The organism is Devosia sp. Root105, from assembly GCF_001424865.1.
Taxonomy (GTDB): Bacteria; Pseudomonadota; Alphaproteobacteria; order Rhizobiales; family Devosiaceae; genus Devosia_A.
On record NZ_LMCR01000001.1, the window covers coordinates 47858 to 64979 of the forward strand.

Sequence of the window (17122 nt, forward strand, 5' to 3'; positions counted from 1 at the left end):
GCAGACCGGTCGATCAGCCGGTGACGATCACCCGGGTGCCGGTGGAGACGCGGCTATAGAGATCGATGATATCCTGGTTGATCAGGCGGATGCAGCCCGACGAAACCGACTGCCCGATGGTGTAGGGCTCGAGCGTGCCATGCAGGCGGAAATGCGTGTCCTTGCCGTTGCGATAGAGATAGAGGGCGCGCGGGCCGAGCGGGTTCTTGAGCCCTGGCTCGAGGCCGGCGGCCACCGGACCGTAACGCTCGGGCTGGGTCTTGATCATGTTGGCGGTGGGGGTCCAGCGCGGCCACTCGGCCTTGCGGGCGATTACCGCCGAACCGCGGAAGTTGAGCCCCTCCTCACGCCCGACGCCGACGCCGTAGCGCATGGCGCGGCCACCTGGCTGCACCAGGTAGAGGAAGCGCTCGGAGGTGTTGACGACGATGGTGCCCGGCTTCTCGTTGCCGGCATAGTCGACTTCCTGGCGCCAGAACTGCTGCGGGATCTTGCGGATATCGATGCCAGGAACCGGGAACGGCTCGTCGGTCTTCATCGAATAGTAGCTGGCCCACGGCTCGTCGACCTGGATCACGTTGGTTCGCGCGGTGAGGTCGCGCTTGCCGGTGGAGGAACAGGCACTGAGCGCCAGGGCGGCGCCCCCGATCAGGAACAGGCGGCGGGTGGTCAAAACGGGTCTCGCAACAAGAGTGGCAATATCAGGGTGTCTACCAGCAAAAAGCGAGGTCACTTGTCGAGTGCATTGGGGTCACACTTCGCATCCAATGCCGATCACGGCGGCGTGTGTTCGGTTCCGCACTGGCCGAACACCTGCCGGATTGGTCTGATACCCTGCTTGACATTGCTGAACTGTCACATAAAGTGAAACCGGTTTCACTCGGCGGGAGGGCACGTGCGGCTCGATCTCACCATTCTCATTCCACATCTCGGCTTTCTGGCCGAGGGGGCGCTATTGACGCTCGAAGCCTGCGCCCTGGCGCTAGTGGGCAGCGTCATCCTCGGCATGCTGGTCGCCATCGCGCGCACCTCGTCGAGCAAGTGGATCAGCCGGCTGGCTTTCCTCTATGTCGACCTGTTCCGCAATATCCCGTTCATCGTGCAGCTGTTCTTCTTCTATTACGGCCTGCCCGAAATCGGCATTTACATCGACGCCTTCACCACCGGTGTGGTGGCGCTGTCGATCGCCGGCGGCGCCTATGCGTCGGACGCGATCCGCGCCGGCATCCTCGCCATCGATAACGGCATCCTCGAAGCAGCCGAGGTCAGCGGGCTTTCGAAGCGAGTCACCTTCACCCGCATCGTGCTGCCGATTGCGCTGCGGACCTCGGTGCGGCCGCTCGGCTCGGTGCTGATCAACATGATCCTCACCTCATCGATCCTCTCGACCATCACGCTCAACGAGCTGACCGGGCAGGCCAAGATCGTCGCCTCCGATACCTTCCGGCCGTTCGAAGTCTATGTCGTGCTGCTGGTGGTCTATGCGGCGCTGACCTACCTGGTGTCGCTGGGGATTACCCTCCTGCACCGCCGCCTCAACCGCGACCTCCAGGAACAGGTGAGCTGATGCGTTTCGCCGAGTTCACCCCCTACGATATCGTGCTGCTGCTGCAGGGCCTCGGGGTCACTGTGGGGCTGTTCCTCGTCACCTCGCTGATCGGGCTCGCGGTCGGCGTGCTGTGGGGCATCGTGCGGTTCTACCGCGTGCCGGTGCTGATGCAGCTCGTCACCTTCGTTTCCGAGATCCTGAAGAACTCGCCGGTGCTGGTGCAGCTGTTCCTGGTGTTCTTCGGCTTTCCGGCGTTCTTCCACGTCAACGTGACGCCGGTGCAGGCGGCGATCGTGACGCTCTCGGCCAATACCGCGGCCTTTGTCTACGTCATCGCGGTGTCGTCGATCGAATCGATCGGGCGCGACCAGGTCGAGGCGGCGCGGGTGTTCGGGCTCAGCCGCTGGCAGGTGCTGCGCCACGTGATCGCGCCGCAGGCCGCCGCCTTCTCGATCGGACCGCTGACGGCGCTCTTGGTCAACCAGCTGCAGGTCACCTCGCTGATCTCGGTGATCGGCGTGCTCGACCTCGCCAAGATCGGCGCCACGCTCAACTTGAGGACGCTGAAGCCGTTCATCGTGTGGACCGCGGTCGGCATCCTCTACTACCTCGCCGCCAAGGCGGTCGCCTCGCTGGGCGCCTGGGCCGAAAAACGTCTGCGGGCGCACAGCGCCTTCCGGGGCCTCTGAAGCATGCTGAAAGTCGAAAACGTCAAGAAGGCCTTTGGCCCGGTCACCGTGCTCGACGGGGTGAACCTCACGGTGAACCCCGGCGAAGTGGTGTCGATCCTTGGGTCATCCGGGTCGGGCAAGTCGACGCTGATCCGCTGCATCAACGGGCTCGAAAAGCTCAATGCCGGCAAGATCACCGTCGACGATTTCGATGTCAGTAAGCCCAAGGAACTGGCCGAGGCGCGGAAGCGCAGCGGCACGGTGTTCCAGCTGTTCAACCTCTACCCGCACATGACGGCGCTGCAGAACATCACGCTGGCGCCGATCGAGGTGCTGAAACGGCCCAAGGCAGAGGCCGAGGCCGAGGGCCGGGCGCTGCTCACCCAGGTGGGCCTCGGCGATCGGGCCGATGCCTATCCGGCGCAGCTCTCGGGCGGGCAGCGGCAGCGCGTCGGCATCTGCCGCGCCCTGGCGATGAAGCCGCGCTACCTCTTGCTCGACGAGGTCACCAGCGCGCTCGACCCCGAGATGACCTCGGAAGTGCTCGACATCCTCGCCAAGCTCGCCCGGGACGGCACCACCATGGTGTTCGTGACGCACGAAATCGAGTTCGCGCGGCAGATCTCGAACCGCATCGTCTTTCTCGAGAAGGGCGTGCTGCTGGTCGACCTGCCGACCGAAAAGTTCTTCGCCAGCGATGGCGGCCTCGCACAGCCGCGCGTCGCGCAGTTTCTCTCCAAGATGCGGAAAGACTGACCACCATGTTGTTCATCGCCAATGCGGAAGGCTGGCCCGGCATCCCGACGACCGTCGAGATGCTGCGCTCGGGCAGCGACAGCCTGACGGCCATGGTCGCCGGCATTTCGAAAGTCGAAGCCGAAACCAAGGTGCGCAGCGTCGGCCATGGCGGCTGGCCCAATATGCTGGGTGTGATGGAGTGCGATGCCGCGGTGATGGACGGCACGACGCGCGAAGTCGGCAGCGTCGGCGCAGTGCCCGACACCATCCCGGTAGCCCGGCTGGCCCACGAGGTGATGAAACAGCTGCCGCATGTCATGCTGACCGGCGCGGGCGCTCGCCGCTTCGCCACTGAAACCGGTTTCTCGGTCGATAATGTGCTGCTCGAGGATTCGAAGCGCGTGTGGTGGGAGCGGCTCGAACAGGAAATGACGCCGGAGCAGAAGGCGGCCTTCCCCAACACGCCACTGGCGCCGCTGCTCAAGACCATCACCGATCCGGAGCGGGTGCGCGATACCACGGTCTATCTCAGCGCCGACCCGGCGCGTGGCATCCATGCCGCGACCTCGACCTCGGGCTGGGCCTGGAAATATCCGGGCCGGCTCGGCGACAGCCCGATCCCCGGCGCCGGCTTTTATGCCGACAGCCGCTACGGGGCCGCGGCCTGTACCCATACCGGCGAGATGACGATGCGCTGCGCCACCAGCCGCACCATCGTCCTCGCCATGAAGCTCGGTTACTCGATCAGCGATGCGGTGAAGCTCGCGGTCGACGAGCTCAGCGAACTCACCGACGGGTTCCTTGGCGGGGTGGTGATCCACGCTGTCGACGCGAAGGGCAACCACGAAGTGTTCAATTTCAGGTGCCAGGGCGAGATCCGCTACTGGCTCTGGGACGACTCGATGCCGGAAGCAGAACTCCGCGCAGCGAAGACTATCTGACAAGGAGAGGAACCAACCCATGAAGCGTATTCTGACTGCTATCGCCGCGCTGGCGCTCGTCGCCACCACGGCCGTCCCGGCCTTTGCCGGCATGCTCGACGACATCCGTGGCCGCAATGTCGTGCGCATCGGCGTATCGCTCGGCGGCGAGCCGATCGGCTTCCGCGACGACCAGAACAACCCGGTCGGCTACGACGTCGACGTCGCCAACATGATCGCCACCAAGCTCGGCGTGCCGGTGGAATTCACCGACGTGTCGGGTGACGCCCGCATCTCGATGCTGGTCTCGGGCCAGCTCGATATCGTGGTCGCCAACACCTCGGCGACGCTCGAGCGCGCCAAGTCGGTGAACTTCACCATCCCCTATAACCGCGCGGGCCTGCGCGTCATCGTCCAGGCCGACTCGGGCATCACTTCGCTCGAAGGCCTCGCCGGCAAGAAGATCGTGGTCGGCCGCGGCACCACCGGCGAGACCTTCATCAAGACCGCCGTGCCGACCGCCGAGCTGGTTTATGTCGACCAGTTCGCGCCCGATGGCGTGCTGCAGTTGCAGCAGAAGCGCGTCGACGCGGCGATCGAAGACTCGTCGCTGCTCGACTACCTCGCCACCAAGAACCCGAGCCTCGTGACCCTTCCGGGTCTCTACTCGAACGACCCGATCGGCATTGCCGTCGCCAAGGGCGATCCGGAATTCGTGCGCTGGCTCGACATGTTCGTGTCCGACTACATCCAGTCGGGCGCCTACGCAGCGAACTACAAGAAGTGGTGGGGCGAGACTGCCAACCCGCCTGAGCTGATCGCGCTCTGGTAAGAACTGGCCGGGGCGGCGCTGTTCTCCCTTTGCCGCTGCTCCAGCCGAATGCCGGGCCGTCCCCCAAGGCGGCCCGGAACATTTTGTGGGGGTGGTGGTGGGCAACCGATATTTCCCCACCACCGGTGAGGATGGAGGTCTACTGCGAGCTTAGCTGGTCTTCCGCGGCACGAACCGCGTCGGGATCAGCACCGGTGGCTGGCCCGGCGTGAACGCCGTGGGGTCGGCGAGGAAGCGCACCATCTGGCGCACGTAGTCGGCCTTGTCGTAGCCGATGGACGAGATCGGGTAGGCATCAAAATCGGTCAGCGACAGGTTGTCGAAGCCGTAGAGCCGGAAACGGGTCGGACGGTTGCCGGGGAAATCCTCGCGGCAGACGTCCAGAATGCCCATCGCCATGGCGTCCGAGGTGCAGAACACGGCATCGGGGCAATCGAAGCCGACAACCGCGGGCGCTGCGGCGTGCCCGCTCTGATAGGAATAATCACCCTGGACGGTCTGGACGAGCTCGATGCCATGCTGACTGAAAGCGCTGAGATAGGACGCGATCCGCGCCTGTTCGACCAGCGAGGAGGCACGGCCGGTGACCAGCGCCGCGGTCTTTACCCCGTGCTGCGCCGCGTCGGCGACGGCCTGGTGGATGCCCATCGCCTCGTCGGGGATCACCGTCGGCGACAGCCGGTCGTGCCGGCCATTGAGCATTACCACGAGATCAGAGCGGAACATCTTCCGCACCGTCTCGGCATCTGCGAAATCAGAGAACACCAGCGCCGCGTCGACATGGTAGGCGACGCCCTGGCGCAGGAACTCCTCGACCTTGTCGACCGAGCCGACGCGGATCAGGATCACCTGCTTGCCGATCGCCTGGGTCTCGGCCAGCAGCCGATCGAACAGGTCGAGGTCCGAGAGGTCGTGGATGTGGTTGACCACCACGGCGATCAGATTGACCGTCTTGGTGGTGAGGCTCTGCGCCAAGAGGTTGACGCGATAGCCGAGCTCGGCCGCCGCCTGCAGCACCCGCTCGCGCTTTTCCGCCGAGACCGGCCGCTTTTCGGACGAGAGCGCGCGCGACGCCACGGCGCGGGACACCCCGGCGAGAGCCGCGACATCGTCGATGGTGGGGGTCGCCTGCTGCCGGGCCTGTTCAACCATTATCCGTCATCGCACCTTCCGCGCGGCCCGAGTCGGCCACGTTCGACGAACGTAGATGCCTGCTCGTTAGAAAGCACTCAACAGTGATGATTATCTGCTTCGATATTGGCGGCTCCGGGATCAAGGCGGCGCTGGCCAAAAACCCCGCCGAGCTGACGCCGCTGGGCCGGGTGACGACGCCGCTCGACGACTTCGGGGCGTTCGTCGCCGCCATCCGTGGCGTCGCCGAGGCGGCCGGCGCACCGGTGGACACGCCGATCGCCATCTCGATCACCGGGGTGGTCGACCCGGCCACCGACATCATCACCTGCGCCAATATCCCCTGCATCGATGGCCGCACGCTCTCGACCGACCTCGCAACGGAGCTCGGCCGGCCGGTATTCATTGCCAACGATGCCGACTGCTTCGCGCTGGCCGAAGCCATCGAGGGTGCCGGTCGCGGGCATCGCATCGTCTTCGGCGCCATCCTCGGCACCGGGGTGGGCGGCGGCATCGTCATCGATGGTCGCGTCGTCAATGGCGCTGGCGGCTTTGCCGGCGAGTGGGGGCACGGTCCCGTGGCCGCCACCTCGGCCGGCAACCCGCCGATCGGTATCCCGCGCATTGCCTGCGGCTGCGGCCAGGTGGGCTGCGTCGACACGATCGGCGCGGCGCGCGGCATGGAGCGGCTGCACAGGCACCTCCACGGTATGGAGCTGCCCAGCACGGCGATCGTCGAAGCGTGGCGGGCCGGCGACGCCAAGGCAGCCCGCACCATCGAGGTGCAGATCGACCTCGTCGCCGGACCTTTAGCACTGGTGGTCAATGTCATCGGCGCCAGCATCGTGCCGGTGGGCGGCGGGCTCGGCAAGGTGCCGGAGTTCATCGCGCTGCTCGACACCGCGGTGCGGCAGCGCATCCTGCGCCGGCTCAGCGAACCGCTGGTGGTGCCCTCGCGACTCACGCTAGAGCCCGGCCTCGTCGGGGCCGCTATCCTCGGTTTTACGGAGAACGCCGCGTGACCAGCCGCCTGCTTGAAGTCTGCGTCGCCGACCCGCAAAGCCTCGCTGCCGCCATTGCCGGCGGCGGCGACCGGATCGAACTCTGCTCGGGGCTCGAACTGGGCGGCCTCACCCCGTCGGCCGGCCTGATGCGGCTCGCCGCGACGGCGCCGATTCCGGTTTACGCCATCGTCCGGCCGCGCAGCGGTGATTTCGTCTGCGACGGCGCCGACCTCGACGCCATGCTCGGCGATATCGACGCTATCCGCGCCGCCGGCCTCGCCGGCGTGGTGCTGGGGGCGTCACGGCCGAATGGCGAACTCGATCTCAAGGTGCTGGCGCGCCTGCAGGAGCAGGCCGAGGGGCTCGGCTCGACCCTCCATCGGGCGATCGACCTGGTACCGGATTTCGCCGAGGCGACGGAAGCGGCGATCGCACTGAAGTTCGAGCGCATCCTCACTTCGGGCGGCGTGCACGTGGCGCTCGATGGGGTCGACAACATCGCCACGGCGCTGACCACGGCGCGTGGGCGGATCAAGATCATGGCCGGCTCGGGGCTGACGCCCGCCAATGTCGGCGCGCTGCTCGCTGCAGTGCCGGTCGACGAGGTGCACAGCTCGTGCGCCTCACCCGGCCCGGCCAGCAGCGCCCCGGCGGTGCGGCTCGGCTTTGCGGCGGAGACGCGCCGGCGCACCGACCCGGCCGTGGTGCGGGCGTTCAAGGCGGCGATGGCGGGGTAGGCTTGCAGCTTACCTAGGATCTGGTGCGGGCTGACCCCCACCCCTGTCCCCTCCCCCTAAGAATGGGGAGGGAGACCCTCACACGGATATCGAGGCTATCGTCTCCCTCCCCCTGTTTGAGGGGGAGGGGACAGGGGTGGGGGTCAGCCCGCACCGGCGGAAGCGTCACTCACCCGAACAGCAAAATCCCCCATAGCCCGATGGCGCCGACGAAGATGCGCCAGTAGGCGAACACGGCGAAGCCGTTCTTCGAAATGAAATCGAGCAAATAGCGCACCACGAAGAAGGCGGTGACGAAGGCGGCGGCGAAGCCGATGATCACCGCGGCGCCGAGTTCGGCGGTGATGAAGTCGCGGCTCTTGTAGAGATCGTAGGCGAACGCCCCGCCCATGATCGGCATGGCGATGAAGAAGGTGAACTCGGCCGCCGAGCGCTTGTCGGTGCCCAAGAGCAGCGCGCCGACAATGGTCGAGCCGGAGCGCGACACGCCGGGGATCAGCGCCAGCACCTGGAACAGCCCGATATAGAGGCAGAGCAGCGGCGGGTAGTTGTAGATATCTGTGTACTTCGGGGTGAGCTTCAACTGGTCGACATAGAGCAGGATGATGCCGCCGACGATCAGCGACACGCAGAACACCACCGGCGTTTCGTAGATCACCGTCTTGATGAAATCGTGCAGCAGCACGCCGGCGATCGCCGCCGGGAAGGAGGCGAGAATGACCCCGAGGATGAAGCGCAGAGCCCCGGGTTTCCTCGCGATCGCGTCCCTGGCGATGCTGAGCAGGCGCTGGAAATACACCACCAGGATGGCGAGGATGGCGCCCAGCTGGATCAGCACCTCGAACACCCGGCCCGGGCTGTTGAAGCCGAGAAAGTGCCCCGCGAGCAGGATGTGGGCGGTCGAGGAGACCGGTAGGAATTCGGTAAGGCCCTCGATAATCCCTAGGATCAGCGGCACAAAAAGACCTTGATCGGCGTTCATCTGATCCCCTAACTCATCCCACCGGAAGGGCGGCAAGCGTCGCATCTAGCGCGATTTGCCCGGGCCCGCCAAGGATCGGCAAGGATCGTTTCACCGCATGCCAAGGTTGCTGCAGCACAGGCTCGACCCCTCCTCCCGCCTCGCCCGTCTGATGTTCGCCGAATATGGCGTCGGCATCGACCTCGAGGACATCAAGCCCTGGCGGCGTGAGCCGGGGCTGCTCGAGATCAATCCGGCGGCGACGGTGCCGATCCTCGCCGAGGACGGCGAGCCGCCGGTGGTGGGAACGCTCGCGGTGATCCACGCCATCGAGGATCGATATGTGCCGGCCGCGGTCGCTGGGCTGTTCCCGTCGCACGCGGCGCTGCGCAACGAGATGTGGCGGCTGCTCGAATGGGTGCTGGTCAAGCTCAATGACGAAGTGACCCGCTATGTGCTCGAGGAAAAGATCGTCAAGCGCGACCAGCGCGGCATGACGCCCGAGCCAGGCGTGCTGCGCGTCGCCAAGGCGAACCTTGCCGAGCACCTGCACTATTTCAACTGGCTGTTCGCCACCCGGCACTGGATTGCCGGCGACACCATGACGCTCGCCGATTTCGCGCTCGCGGCGCACCTCTCCAGCCTCGACTACCTGGGCGACGTGCAGTGGGACACTTCGCCGGAAACCCGGCAATGGTACGCCCGGATCAAGTCCCGTCCGGCCTTCCGCACCCTGCTCAACGACCGCGTTGCCGGGATGCCGGCGGCAGCCGGATATGCGGATCTCGATTTCTGACGCGGCCGCTGGCTGTGCTACACCGCGCGGCGTGACAGACACAAAGCTCCTCGCTGAACTCCGCGACCGCGCCAAAGCCCTGGGCTTTGAGGCGTTCGGCGTGGCGCGGGCCGATGCGCGGCCGGACCTGCCGGAAAAGCTCGGCACCGCCCTCGCCCACGACTGGCATGGCGAGATGGCGTGGATGGCGGAGACCGCGGAGCGGCGCGGTTCGCCCGAGGCGCTGTGGCCCGAGGCCAGATCAGTGATCGTGGTCGGGATGAACTATGGGCCCGACAGCGACCCGATGGCCGACCTCGCGCATCGCTCCTTCGGCAATATCTCGGTCTATGCCCGCAATCGCGACTATCACGACATCATCAAGGGCAAGCTCAAGGAGCTGGCCGGGCTGTTGAACCGCCGCACCGGAGCCGAGGTGAAGGTGTTCGTCGATACGGCCCCGGTGATGGAAAAGCCGCTGGGCGAGGCCGCAGGCATCGGCTGGCAGGGCAAGCACACCGTGCTGGTCAGCCGCGAGTATGGCTCGTGGCTGTTCCTCGGCGCCATCTTCACTTCTGCCGAACTGCCGGCCAACGAAGCGCATGCCGAGAGCTGCGGCAATTGCCGGCGCTGCCTCGATGTCTGCCCCACCAACGCCTTTCCGGCGCCGTTCCAGCTCGATGCGCGGCGCTGCCTCAGCTACCTCAATATCGAGCATCCCGGCCCGATTCCGCTGGAATTCCGCGTGCCGATGGGCAACCGCATCTATGGCTGCGACGATTGCCTCGCCGTCTGCCCCTGGAACAAGTTCGCTTCGGAGACACACGAGCTGAAGCTGCGCGCCCGCGACGAGCTGAAATCCCCGGCGCTGAGCGACCTGGTGCAGCTCGACGATGCCGGCTTCCGCAGCCTGTTCGCCGGCTCGCCGATCAAACGCATCGGCCAGGCGCGGTTCCTGAGGAACGTGCTGATCGCGGTGGGCAATTCCGCTGACGAGACGCTGATCCCCTTGGCCGAAGCCCGGCTTGCCGATCCTGAGCCGCTGATCCGCGGCGCCGCGGTTTGGGCAGTGCGCCGGCTTGTGACGAAAGCGCGCGCGGATGCACTGGCGCTTGCGTTTTTGCCCGATGAAGGCGACATCAGCGTCCAGGCAGAGTGGAGCGCGGTCGTCCAGCCGGCGCGTGCAAACTAGAGTTCTATCTGAGATGCGCCTGTTCTTCTTCGGCATGGGTTATTCCTCGCGCGCCACCGCGCGCGCCCTGCACCTCCTGGCCGACCCGCAAATTCCCGTCGCCGGCACGACGCGCAGCGCCGAAGCCGCCGAATCGGAGGCCGATTCGGCCTACCGCATCCACGTGTTCGATGGCGAAGTGCCGGGCACGACGCTCAGCGAAGACCTCAGGGCAGCGACGCACGTGATCCTGTCGATCCCGCCCGACGAGCGCGGCGATCCGGCGCTGAACCTGCACCGCGCCGATCTCGATGCGGCGCCGAACCTCGAGTGGATCGGCTACTTCTCCACCGTCGGGGTGTATGGCGATTTCGGTGGCGAGTGGATCGATGAAGATGCGCCGACCCGGCCGCTGAACATCCGCTCGAAGCAGCGGGTCGAGGCCGAACAGGCCTGGAGGGATTATGCCAAACAGCGCGGCGTGCCGCTGTTCATCGTGCGGCTGGCCGGCATCTACGGCCCCGGCCGCTCGGCCTTCGACAAGCTGCGCGAGGGAACGGCACGCCGCATCGTCAAGCCGAACCAGGTGTTCAACCGCATCCACGTCGCCGATATCGGCCGGATCACGGCCCGCGCCGCGCTCAGCGATCTCGAGGGGACCTTCAACCTCGCCGATACCGAGCCAGCGCCGCCGCAGGATCTCGTCACCTACGCTGCCCACGTCATGGGGATCGCGCCGCCCGCCGAGGTGCCGTTCGAGACCGCCGAGATGACGCCGATGGCGCGGAGCTTTTACTCGGACAACAAGCGCGTCTCGTCGAAGAAAGTGCTGGCGGCGCTTGGCGCCGACCTGCTCTATCCGACCTATCGCGAAGGTCTCGACGCCATCTGGAAAGGCCGGCAATGAGCGCTCCAAAACCCGCCACCCCGCCGCAGCGCGTGGTGCTCGAGGGCCATTATGTGCGGCTCGAACCGATGAGCATGGCGCACGCGCCGGACCTGTTCGAAGCCTCGAACGTGCCCGATGGCGACGTTCGTTTCGCCTATCTCGGCGACTACGCACCGAAGGCGCAGGCCGATACCGAGGCGTTCATCCAGAGCGTCCTCGGCAAGGCCGACCCGATCCTCTTCGCCGTCATCGACAAATCGACCGGCAAGGCGGGTGGCCGCCAGGCGCTGATGCGCATCGTGCCGGAGCACGGCGTCATCGAGATCGGCTCGATCTACTGGGGCCCGGCCATTTCCCGCACGCCGCGCGCCACCGAGGCGCTGTATTTGTTCGCCCGCCACATCTTCGAGGATCTCGGCTATCGCCGCTTCGAGTGGAAATGCAACGATCGGAACGAACCGAGCAAACGCGCCGCGAGGCGCTTCGGCTTCAGCTATGAGGGCTTGTTCCGCCAGCACATGATCATGAAGGGCGAGAACCGCGATACCGCCTGGTTCTCGATGCTCGACGGCGAATGGCCGGCGAAAAAGGCCGGCTTCGAGCGCTGGCTTGATCCGAACAACTTCGATGGGGATGGGCGGCAGAAGACGCCGCTGCGGTTCGGCTGAACCAATATGGGCCGGTGGCTGTGGACCCCCACCCTTGATCCCTCCCCGCAAGGGGGAGGGAGACGCAGACTGAGATGCTAGTGTAGGGGTCTCCCTCCCCCTTGCGGGGAGGGGACAGGGGTGGGGGGGCAGCCCGCACCAGCGGACCAGTTCGATCCTAAAGCTCCAGCTCCAGCTGCTCGGGCGGCGCGGTGATCTCGCGCTCGACCGCGGCTTTCAGCAGCTCGAGATCCTCGGGGCGACTCAACCGATGGTCGCCATCGGGGATCAGGGTGAAGGTGACGGGGTCGGTGAGCAGGTGCTGCACCAGCCGCATGGCGTGCTCGCGCGGCACATCGGGGTCCTTGCCACCCTGGAGGATCGTCACCGGCGCCCCGACATCGATGCCGCGGCCGAACATCAGGTGATGCTGGTTGCCGTCCTCGATCAGCTTGGCCGTATAGGGATAGGGTTCGTCGGAATATTGCGAGGGCCGCTGCACCACGCCGTCGCGCTTCAGTGCTGCCAGTTGCGCCTTGCTCATCCGCTTGGTCATCAGCTCGGCCGTCGCATCCACGGCGGGAGCGATCAATACCAGCGCCTTCACCCGATCGCCCTCGCCCCGCCGGCGCAACTCGCGCGCCATCAGCAGCGCCAGCCAGCCGCCGAGCGAGGAGCCGACAATGACCTGCGGCCCAGAGGTGGTGGCGAACACCGCGAGCGATTCCTCGAGCCAGCGGCTCACCGTGCCACCAAGGAAATCGCCGCCCGACAGACCGTTGCCGGAGTGATCGAGGCGGGTGACGGCGAGGCCCTGCTCGGCGCCGAAGGCGTCGAGCGCCGAGGCCTTGGTGCCGCCCATGTCGGAACGGTAGCCGTTGAGCCAGAAAATGCCGGGGGACTTGCCGGGGCGGCGCAGCATGGCGATGCGGCGCGCCTCGGCCCCCTCGCCCACCTCGAGATACTCAACCGCAGGTTCCACGCGTCCCCGACTCCATTCTCGTGCTCGGCCTTTTGCCTCGCGTTAGCCTTCGCGGCAACAGTTTGTCATCAAACCGCGCTTGCATGCTGTTTCTTGTCTGTTCCGGTGTTGACTTATGGCCGACGCAGCACGATTTTAGCCGCGATCTCCCGCCGCTCCGGTAACAATCGAAGGATCGCCTCCCATTCGTCGTCCCATGAGACCCGTCGCGCCCCAGAAAGATGGGCCGCAATCTAACGAAGATATCTCCTCCCCCGATGTCCAGCTGATTGATGCCGAAGGCGCCAACCGTGGCGTCGTGCGGACGCGCGAGGCGTTGTCCGAGGCGCAGGAGCAGGGACTCGATCTCGTCATCATTTCCCCGAACTCGGTTCCGCCTGTTGCCAAGATGCTCGATCTCGGCCGCTTCAAATACGCTGCCCAGAAGAAGGCGGCCGAAGCGCGCAAGAAGCAGAAGGTGATCGAGGTCAAGGAAATCCAGCTGCGTCCGAACATCGACACGCACGATTACGAGACCAAGATGAAAGCGGTACACCGCTTCCTCGAGGACGGTGACCGGGTGAAGGTGACGATGCGCTTCCGCGGTCGCGAAATGGCGCACCAGGAACTGGGCATGCAGCTCTTGGTCAAGGTGCAGGCCGAGCTCGAAGCCAAGGCGAAGGTCGAATCCTCGCCGCGCTCCGAAGGCCGCCAGATGGTGATGGTGCTGGCGCCGAAATAAGGGCGACAGCAGTGTGAATTGAACAAGGGCGGCCCGCGGGTCGCCCTTTGTTTTTGGTGCAGTGCGGGCTGCCCCACCCCCTCCCAGCCTCCCCCATCAAGGGGGAGGTGAAGAGTCGAGCTTGTGGCTCGATCGTACCTGACACACCGGCCGGCACCTCCCCCTTAATGGGGGAGGCTGGGAGGCGGTGGGGCAGCAAACTACCGGCCCCGCCACCCCACCGCCCCAGCCAGCGCCACCAGCAGCCAGCCGATGATCCGCCCGCCACCACCGAGCGGCGCGGCCAGCGGGAACAGCGCGCCGCCGAGCAGCGCGCGTGCCGCGAGATCGCCGGCAAACAGCGCCAACCCGACTAGCAGCACGGCGCCTGCCGCCACCGCAACGCGGTTCACTGCCAGCAGGCTCAGCCCGATCAGTACCGGCGCGTGCAGCAGCAGGAAATTCGCGGCGATCCTAAGATTGTCGTCACCTGCATGGCTGGCCCGGGCCGCCGCGGCGACGCCGAGCGCGCCGCAGAGGCCGGCGGCCACCAGCAACAGGCGGGACGCGAGGGTGGGGTACGACATTGGATGCTCCAGGATCACGGCGTCCGGAGACGCTTCCTCGACATCGACGACGAACGCAAGCAGGGCGCCAGATGGCGCCCTGCTTTGTTTCGATCTCGGAGAAAGTGGCGGCTTACGCCGCCAGCTTCAGCCAGGTCGGGGCGATGGCAGTGCCCTGGCCGAGGCCGTAGCCGAAGCGGATGTTCAGCATGCCGACCGGCTCGACCAGGCGGGCGCCATCGAGGCCGCCGACCTTTTCGACCGCGAAGCCCGAGGCGGTGACCAGTTCGGCAACGGCATCGACCGCGGCCGCGTCATTGCCGGCGAGGAAGACCGGGACATTGGCGGTGGCGCTGGCCGGGGTATCGAACAGGCTGGCGAAGATGGTGTTGTAGCCCTTGACCACCTTGGCCGAGGGCGCGGCAGCCTGCAGCTCTTCGGCCGCCGACGTGGTGTGGCCGATGGCGAGGCCGGAGAAATCGGCCTTCACCGGGTTGGAGATGTCGACGACGATCTTGCCGTTGAGCGGCAGCTTGCCGGCGAGCTCAAGGGCCGCGCCATAGGGCAAGGCCAGGACGACGATGTCGGCGGCGAGCACAGCGCTCTTGTAGTCGGTCACGGTGGCGCCGACCGAGGCGGCGAACTCGGTGGCGGCGGCCGGGTTAGAGGCGCCGAGCACCAGCTCAGTCTTGCCCGCGAGACGCTTGGCGAGACCCTTGCCCATGTTGCCGAGGCCGAGAATTGCGGTGGTGGTCATTTTCGAAAGCTCCATCCTGCGATTGCGATGCCCCTATCTACGCGCCGACATGGAGGTATAGAATTGCCGCTGATTGCGCTTCACTATTGCGCTGGAGTATCGAATGGCCGAGATCACCAACCTCGAAACCTTCGTCACGGCGGTCAAAGCCGGCAGCTTTGCCGGGGCGGCGCGGCTGCTCGGCATCTCGCCGGCCATGGTCGGGCGCCGCATCCAGGCGTTGGAGGAGGAGCATGGGGCCCGGCTGATCGAGCGCACGACGCGGGCGCAGCGCCTGACCGAGCTGGGCGAGAGCTTCTTCGCCCAGGCGGAGACGGTGCTCGAGGCGGTGGCCGAACTCGACGATCTCACCCGCACCGAGCCCGGGAAACTCTCGGGCCGCATCCGCGCCACCGGACCGGCGACACTCGGCATCCACCGGCTCGCCGGCATCATCGCGCGGTTCTGCGAGGACAATCCCGCCGTGACGGTGGAGCTCAGCCTCAATGACCGCCGCGCCGACCTGATCGCCGAGGGTTTTGACGTCGCCATCCGGGTGGGCGAGTTGCAGGCCTCGACGATGATCGCGCGCCGGATCGGCACCTACCGCTTTCGCTGCGTCACCTCGCCGGCCTATGCCGACGCCTTCGGGTTGCCGGCGACCCCGGAGGAACTCAGACAGCACCGCTGCATCCTCAATCTCAACATGAGCCCGCGCAACCGCTGGCCGTTCATCGGCCCGGGCGGCGCCTCGGTCATCGCCGAGGTCGAGGGCGGGCTGCAGATCGACAATGGCGAGGCGCAGTTGGCGGCAGCACTGGAGGGCGCGGGCATCGTCTATCTGCCGGTCGATCTGGTCACCGAGCCGTTGCGCAGCGGCCAGCTCATCGAGGTGCTGCCGCACTGGCAGCGCATGACACTGCCTATCCACCTGGTCTATCCGTCGCGCCGCCTGGTGCCGCGCCGGTTGAGCGCCTTCATGGAAGCCATCGCCGGCGGCCTCAAAGACACGGCGGCCTGAGCCAATATTGTTCTCCTCGACAGATTAACTGTCTTCGGTAACCACATCAGCATCTACCCGGGCGGAATACTGGCCGGACCCATGGCATTATCGTAAAATGCGATCATGCAAGTGGCAGTCAGTACCGTGTCGGCGTCCGAATACCTTCGGGACATCCTCGATCGCGAGATGGTCACGCGTGAAGCGATGGCCGAACTGGTACGCGTTGAGAACAAGATCGCCGCGCTGTGCCACGCCTGGGGCAGCCGCGACATTGTCGACGTCACGCCGGGCGGCGGCTTCGAGAAGTCGATGGCCAATCGCAGCGGCATCAGTGTCGATTACGTGGTGTGGATCCACGCTCAATCGGATCGCCGCATCCCCGAACTTTACGAGTCGATGTTCTCGGCGTTCCGGCGTCTCGGCCTCGCGCCGGTCCGCCGCGACGTGACGCTGGCGCTCAACCTTGGCAACATGGTCGTCGACCTGCTGCCGGCCAAACGGCTGTCGATGATCTCGGACATCCACGAGATCTATTCGACCCGCCGGTCCGCAGCGATTACCACGAACCTGCATCAGCACGTGCTCGACAGCCACGACGCCGGCCGGCACGAGGAAGTGCGGATCCTGAAGCTCTGGCGCGACCAGAACGGGCTGGAGTTCCCGTCCTACTACCTGGAGCTCGCCACCCAGGCCGCGTTGCGCCGCCGCCCGGCGGGGGCGCTGGCCGACAATGTCTGGGCGGCGCTCGGCTTTTTCGAGCGCCTCCTGGTGCCGCGCGCCATGCTCGACCCGGCAAACGCCGCCAACATCGTCTCGGACGAGCTGACCGCGGCACAGAGGCGCTCCATTGCACTCGCCGCGGAGGCGGCGCGCAGTGGCCGGCCGTGGTCGGAGATCGTGCGGTGAACAGGCAGGCCGCAGCCCCACCCCACCCAGCTACGCTAGGCCGCTGACGCGGCCAGCTGCGCTACCCTCCCCATCAAGGGGAGGGAGACGATAGAACCGAAGCCGCAGTATGCCTCTCCCTCCCCCTTGTGGGGAGGGATCAAGGGTGGGGGTGGCCCCACGCTCAGGTTCCAGCAATCTCCCCTTAAGTCACAACACGCTATG

Annotated in this window: 20 protein-coding genes; 14 read left to right on the forward strand and 6 right to left on the reverse strand. The window is 66.1% G+C overall.

Features of this window, described 5'->3' with window-relative positions; translation table 11 throughout:
* Positions 1-13 precede the first annotated feature (13 nt).
* The gene (locus tag ASC68_RS00250; protein ID WP_156387248.1) at positions 14-538 is read right to left on the reverse strand and encodes a L,D-transpeptidase; all 525 of its coding nucleotides are present in this window, start codon (positions 536-538) and stop codon (positions 14-16) included.
* Positions 539-895: 357 nt separating this feature from the next.
* Between ASC68_RS00250 and ASC68_RS00255 the strand changes: the two genes are divergently transcribed.
* Genes ASC68_RS00255 through ASC68_RS00275 form a run of 5 tightly spaced genes read left to right on the forward strand, consistent with a single transcriptional unit; the run spans position 896 to position 4710 of the window.
* Positions 896-1567: an amino acid ABC transporter permease gene (locus tag ASC68_RS00255; RefSeq protein WP_055872996.1), complete on the forward strand. Its 672-nt coding sequence runs from the start codon at positions 896-898 to the stop codon at positions 1565-1567.
* Positions 1567-2238, forward strand: coding sequence for an amino acid ABC transporter permease (locus ASC68_RS00260; protein ID WP_055873000.1), 672 nt, complete (start codon positions 1567-1569; stop codon positions 2236-2238). Before ASC68_RS00255 ends, ASC68_RS00260 begins: the two co-directional genes overlap by 1 nt.
* Positions 2239-2241: 3 nt before the next feature.
* Entirely contained in the window at positions 2242-2976 is a 735-nt protein-coding gene (locus ASC68_RS00265) for an amino acid ABC transporter ATP-binding protein (protein WP_055873003.1), read from the forward strand.
* A gap of 5 nt (positions 2977-2981) precedes the next feature.
* Positions 2982-3899 carry an isoaspartyl peptidase/L-asparaginase gene (locus ASC68_RS00270; protein ID WP_055873007.1) on the forward strand — a complete coding sequence of 306 codons (918 nt, stop codon included), beginning with the start codon at positions 2982-2984 and terminating at the stop codon, positions 3897-3899.
* A 19-nt stretch (positions 3900-3918) separates the two neighbouring features.
* Positions 3919-4710 (forward strand): transporter substrate-binding domain-containing protein, encoded by a 792-nt coding sequence (locus tag ASC68_RS00275; protein WP_055873010.1) that lies wholly within the window; start codon positions 3919-3921, stop codon positions 4708-4710.
* A gap of 150 nt (positions 4711-4860) precedes the next feature.
* Here the strand turns inward: ASC68_RS00275 and ASC68_RS00280 are convergent, their stop codons facing one another.
* Entirely contained in the window at positions 4861-5862 is a 1002-nt protein-coding gene (locus tag ASC68_RS00280; protein WP_055873013.1) for a LacI family DNA-binding transcriptional regulator, read from the reverse strand.
* A gap of 86 nt (positions 5863-5948) precedes the next feature.
* On the opposite strand from ASC68_RS00280, the gene ASC68_RS00285 reads away from it, so the two are divergent.
* Together ASC68_RS00285 and ASC68_RS00290 are read left to right on the forward strand one after the other, a co-directional pair.
* Entirely contained in the window at positions 5949-6863 is a 915-nt protein-coding gene (locus tag ASC68_RS00285) for an ROK family protein (protein ID WP_055873016.1), read from the forward strand.
* Entirely contained in the window at positions 6860-7582 is a 723-nt protein-coding gene (locus tag ASC68_RS00290; protein WP_055873019.1) for a copper homeostasis protein CutC, read from the forward strand. Before ASC68_RS00285 ends, ASC68_RS00290 begins: the two co-directional genes overlap by 4 nt.
* 169 nt (positions 7583-7751) lie before the next feature.
* On the opposite strand, the gene ASC68_RS00295 is transcribed toward ASC68_RS00290, so the two are convergent.
* The gene (locus tag ASC68_RS00295) at positions 7752-8564 is read right to left on the reverse strand and encodes an undecaprenyl-diphosphate phosphatase (protein ID WP_055873022.1); all 813 of its coding nucleotides are present in this window, start codon (positions 8562-8564) and stop codon (positions 7752-7754) included.
* 97 nt (positions 8565-8661) lie between these two features.
* Between ASC68_RS00295 and ASC68_RS00300 the strand changes: the two genes are divergently transcribed.
* Genes ASC68_RS00300 through ASC68_RS00315 form a run of 4 tightly spaced genes read left to right on the forward strand, consistent with a single transcriptional unit; the run spans position 8662 to position 12046 of the window.
* Positions 8662-9339, forward strand: a complete 678-nt coding sequence (locus tag ASC68_RS00300; RefSeq protein WP_082527785.1) for a glutathione S-transferase family protein — start codon at positions 8662-8664, stop codon at positions 9337-9339.
* 31 nt (positions 9340-9370) lie between these two features.
* Entirely contained in the window at positions 9371-10510 is a 1140-nt protein-coding gene (queG, locus tag ASC68_RS00305) for a tRNA epoxyqueuosine(34) reductase QueG (protein WP_055873029.1), read from the forward strand.
* Between the two features lie 13 nt (positions 10511-10523).
* Positions 10524-11396 carry an SDR family oxidoreductase gene (locus tag ASC68_RS00310; protein WP_055873031.1) on the forward strand — a complete coding sequence of 291 codons (873 nt, stop codon included), beginning with the start codon at positions 10524-10526 and terminating at the stop codon, positions 11394-11396.
* Positions 11393-12046, forward strand: coding sequence for a GNAT family protein (locus ASC68_RS00315; protein WP_055873034.1), 654 nt, complete (start codon positions 11393-11395; stop codon positions 12044-12046). Before ASC68_RS00310 ends, ASC68_RS00315 begins: the two co-directional genes overlap by 4 nt.
* Positions 12047-12203: 157 nt before the next feature.
* On the opposite strand, the gene ASC68_RS00320 is transcribed toward ASC68_RS00315, so the two are convergent.
* Positions 12204-12947, reverse strand: a complete 744-nt coding sequence (locus ASC68_RS00320; RefSeq protein WP_082527907.1) for an alpha/beta hydrolase — start codon at positions 12945-12947, stop codon at positions 12204-12206.
* Between the two features lie 244 nt (positions 12948-13191).
* Here ASC68_RS00320 and infC point away from each other — a divergent pair, with 244 nt between their 5' ends.
* Entirely contained in the window at positions 13192-13728 is a 537-nt protein-coding gene (gene infC, locus ASC68_RS00325; protein ID WP_197421053.1) for a translation initiation factor IF-3, read from the forward strand.
* A gap of 200 nt (positions 13729-13928) precedes the next feature.
* Here the strand turns inward: infC and ASC68_RS00330 are convergent, their stop codons facing one another.
* Both ASC68_RS00330 and ASC68_RS00335 read right to left on the reverse strand, forming a co-directional pair.
* Entirely contained in the window at positions 13929-14294 is a 366-nt protein-coding gene (locus ASC68_RS00330) for a DUF423 domain-containing protein (RefSeq protein ID WP_055873044.1), read from the reverse strand.
* 112 nt (positions 14295-14406) lie between these two features.
* Positions 14407-15030 (reverse strand): NAD(P)-binding domain-containing protein, encoded by a 624-nt coding sequence (locus tag ASC68_RS00335; protein ID WP_055873046.1) that lies wholly within the window; start codon positions 15028-15030, stop codon positions 14407-14409.
* 103 nt (positions 15031-15133) lie between these two features.
* Here ASC68_RS00335 and ASC68_RS00340 point away from each other — a divergent pair, with 103 nt between their 5' ends.
* Positions 15134-16030 carry a LysR family transcriptional regulator gene (locus ASC68_RS00340; protein ID WP_055873049.1) on the forward strand — a complete coding sequence of 299 codons (897 nt, stop codon included), beginning with the start codon at positions 15134-15136 and terminating at the stop codon, positions 16028-16030.
* A gap of 111 nt (positions 16031-16141) precedes the next feature.
* Positions 16142-16918, forward strand: a complete 777-nt coding sequence (locus tag ASC68_RS00345; RefSeq protein WP_055873053.1) for a hypothetical protein — start codon at positions 16142-16144, stop codon at positions 16916-16918.
* Positions 16919-17122: the final 204 nt, after the last annotated feature.

Coding starts and splice junctions, on each gene's coding strand:
- ASC68_RS00250 (WP_156387248.1), bottom strand. CDS start 538: ATGAAGACCGACGAGCCGTTCCCGGTTCCTGGCATCGATATCCGCAAG.
- ASC68_RS00260 (WP_055873000.1), top strand. CDS start 1,567: ATGCGTTTCGCCGAGTTCACCCCCTACGATATCGTGCTGCTGCTGCAG.
- ASC68_RS00265 (WP_055873003.1), top strand. CDS start 2,242: ATGCTGAAAGTCGAAAACGTCAAGAAGGCCTTTGGCCCGGTCACCGTG.
- ASC68_RS00270 (WP_055873007.1), top strand. CDS start 2,982: ATGTTGTTCATCGCCAATGCGGAAGGCTGGCCCGGCATCCCGACGACC.
- ASC68_RS00275 (WP_055873010.1), top strand. CDS start 3,919: ATGAAGCGTATTCTGACTGCTATCGCCGCGCTGGCGCTCGTCGCCACC.
- ASC68_RS00280 (WP_055873013.1), bottom strand. CDS start 5,862: ATGGTTGAACAGGCCCGGCAGCAGGCGACCCCCACCATCGACGATGTC.
- ASC68_RS00285 (WP_055873016.1), top strand. CDS start 5,949: ATGATTATCTGCTTCGATATTGGCGGCTCCGGGATCAAGGCGGCGCTG.
- ASC68_RS00295 (WP_055873022.1), bottom strand. CDS start 8,564: ATGAACGCCGATCAAGGTCTTTTTGTGCCGCTGATCCTAGGGATTATC.
- ASC68_RS00300 (WP_082527785.1), top strand. CDS start 8,662: ATGCCAAGGTTGCTGCAGCACAGGCTCGACCCCTCCTCCCGCCTCGCC.
- ASC68_RS00310 (WP_055873031.1), top strand. CDS start 10,524: ATGCGCCTGTTCTTCTTCGGCATGGGTTATTCCTCGCGCGCCACCGCG.
- ASC68_RS00315 (WP_055873034.1), top strand. CDS start 11,393: ATGAGCGCTCCAAAACCCGCCACCCCGCCGCAGCGCGTGGTGCTCGAG.
- ASC68_RS00320 (WP_082527907.1), bottom strand. CDS start 12,947: ATGCTGCGCCGCCCCGGCAAGTCCCCCGGCATTTTCTGGCTCAACGGC.
- ASC68_RS00330 (WP_055873044.1), bottom strand. CDS start 14,294: ATGTCGTACCCCACCCTCGCGTCCCGCCTGTTGCTGGTGGCCGCCGGC.
- ASC68_RS00335 (WP_055873046.1), bottom strand. CDS start 15,030: ATGACCACCACCGCAATTCTCGGCCTCGGCAACATGGGCAAGGGTCTC.
- ASC68_RS00340 (WP_055873049.1), top strand. CDS start 15,134: ATGGCCGAGATCACCAACCTCGAAACCTTCGTCACGGCGGTCAAAGCC.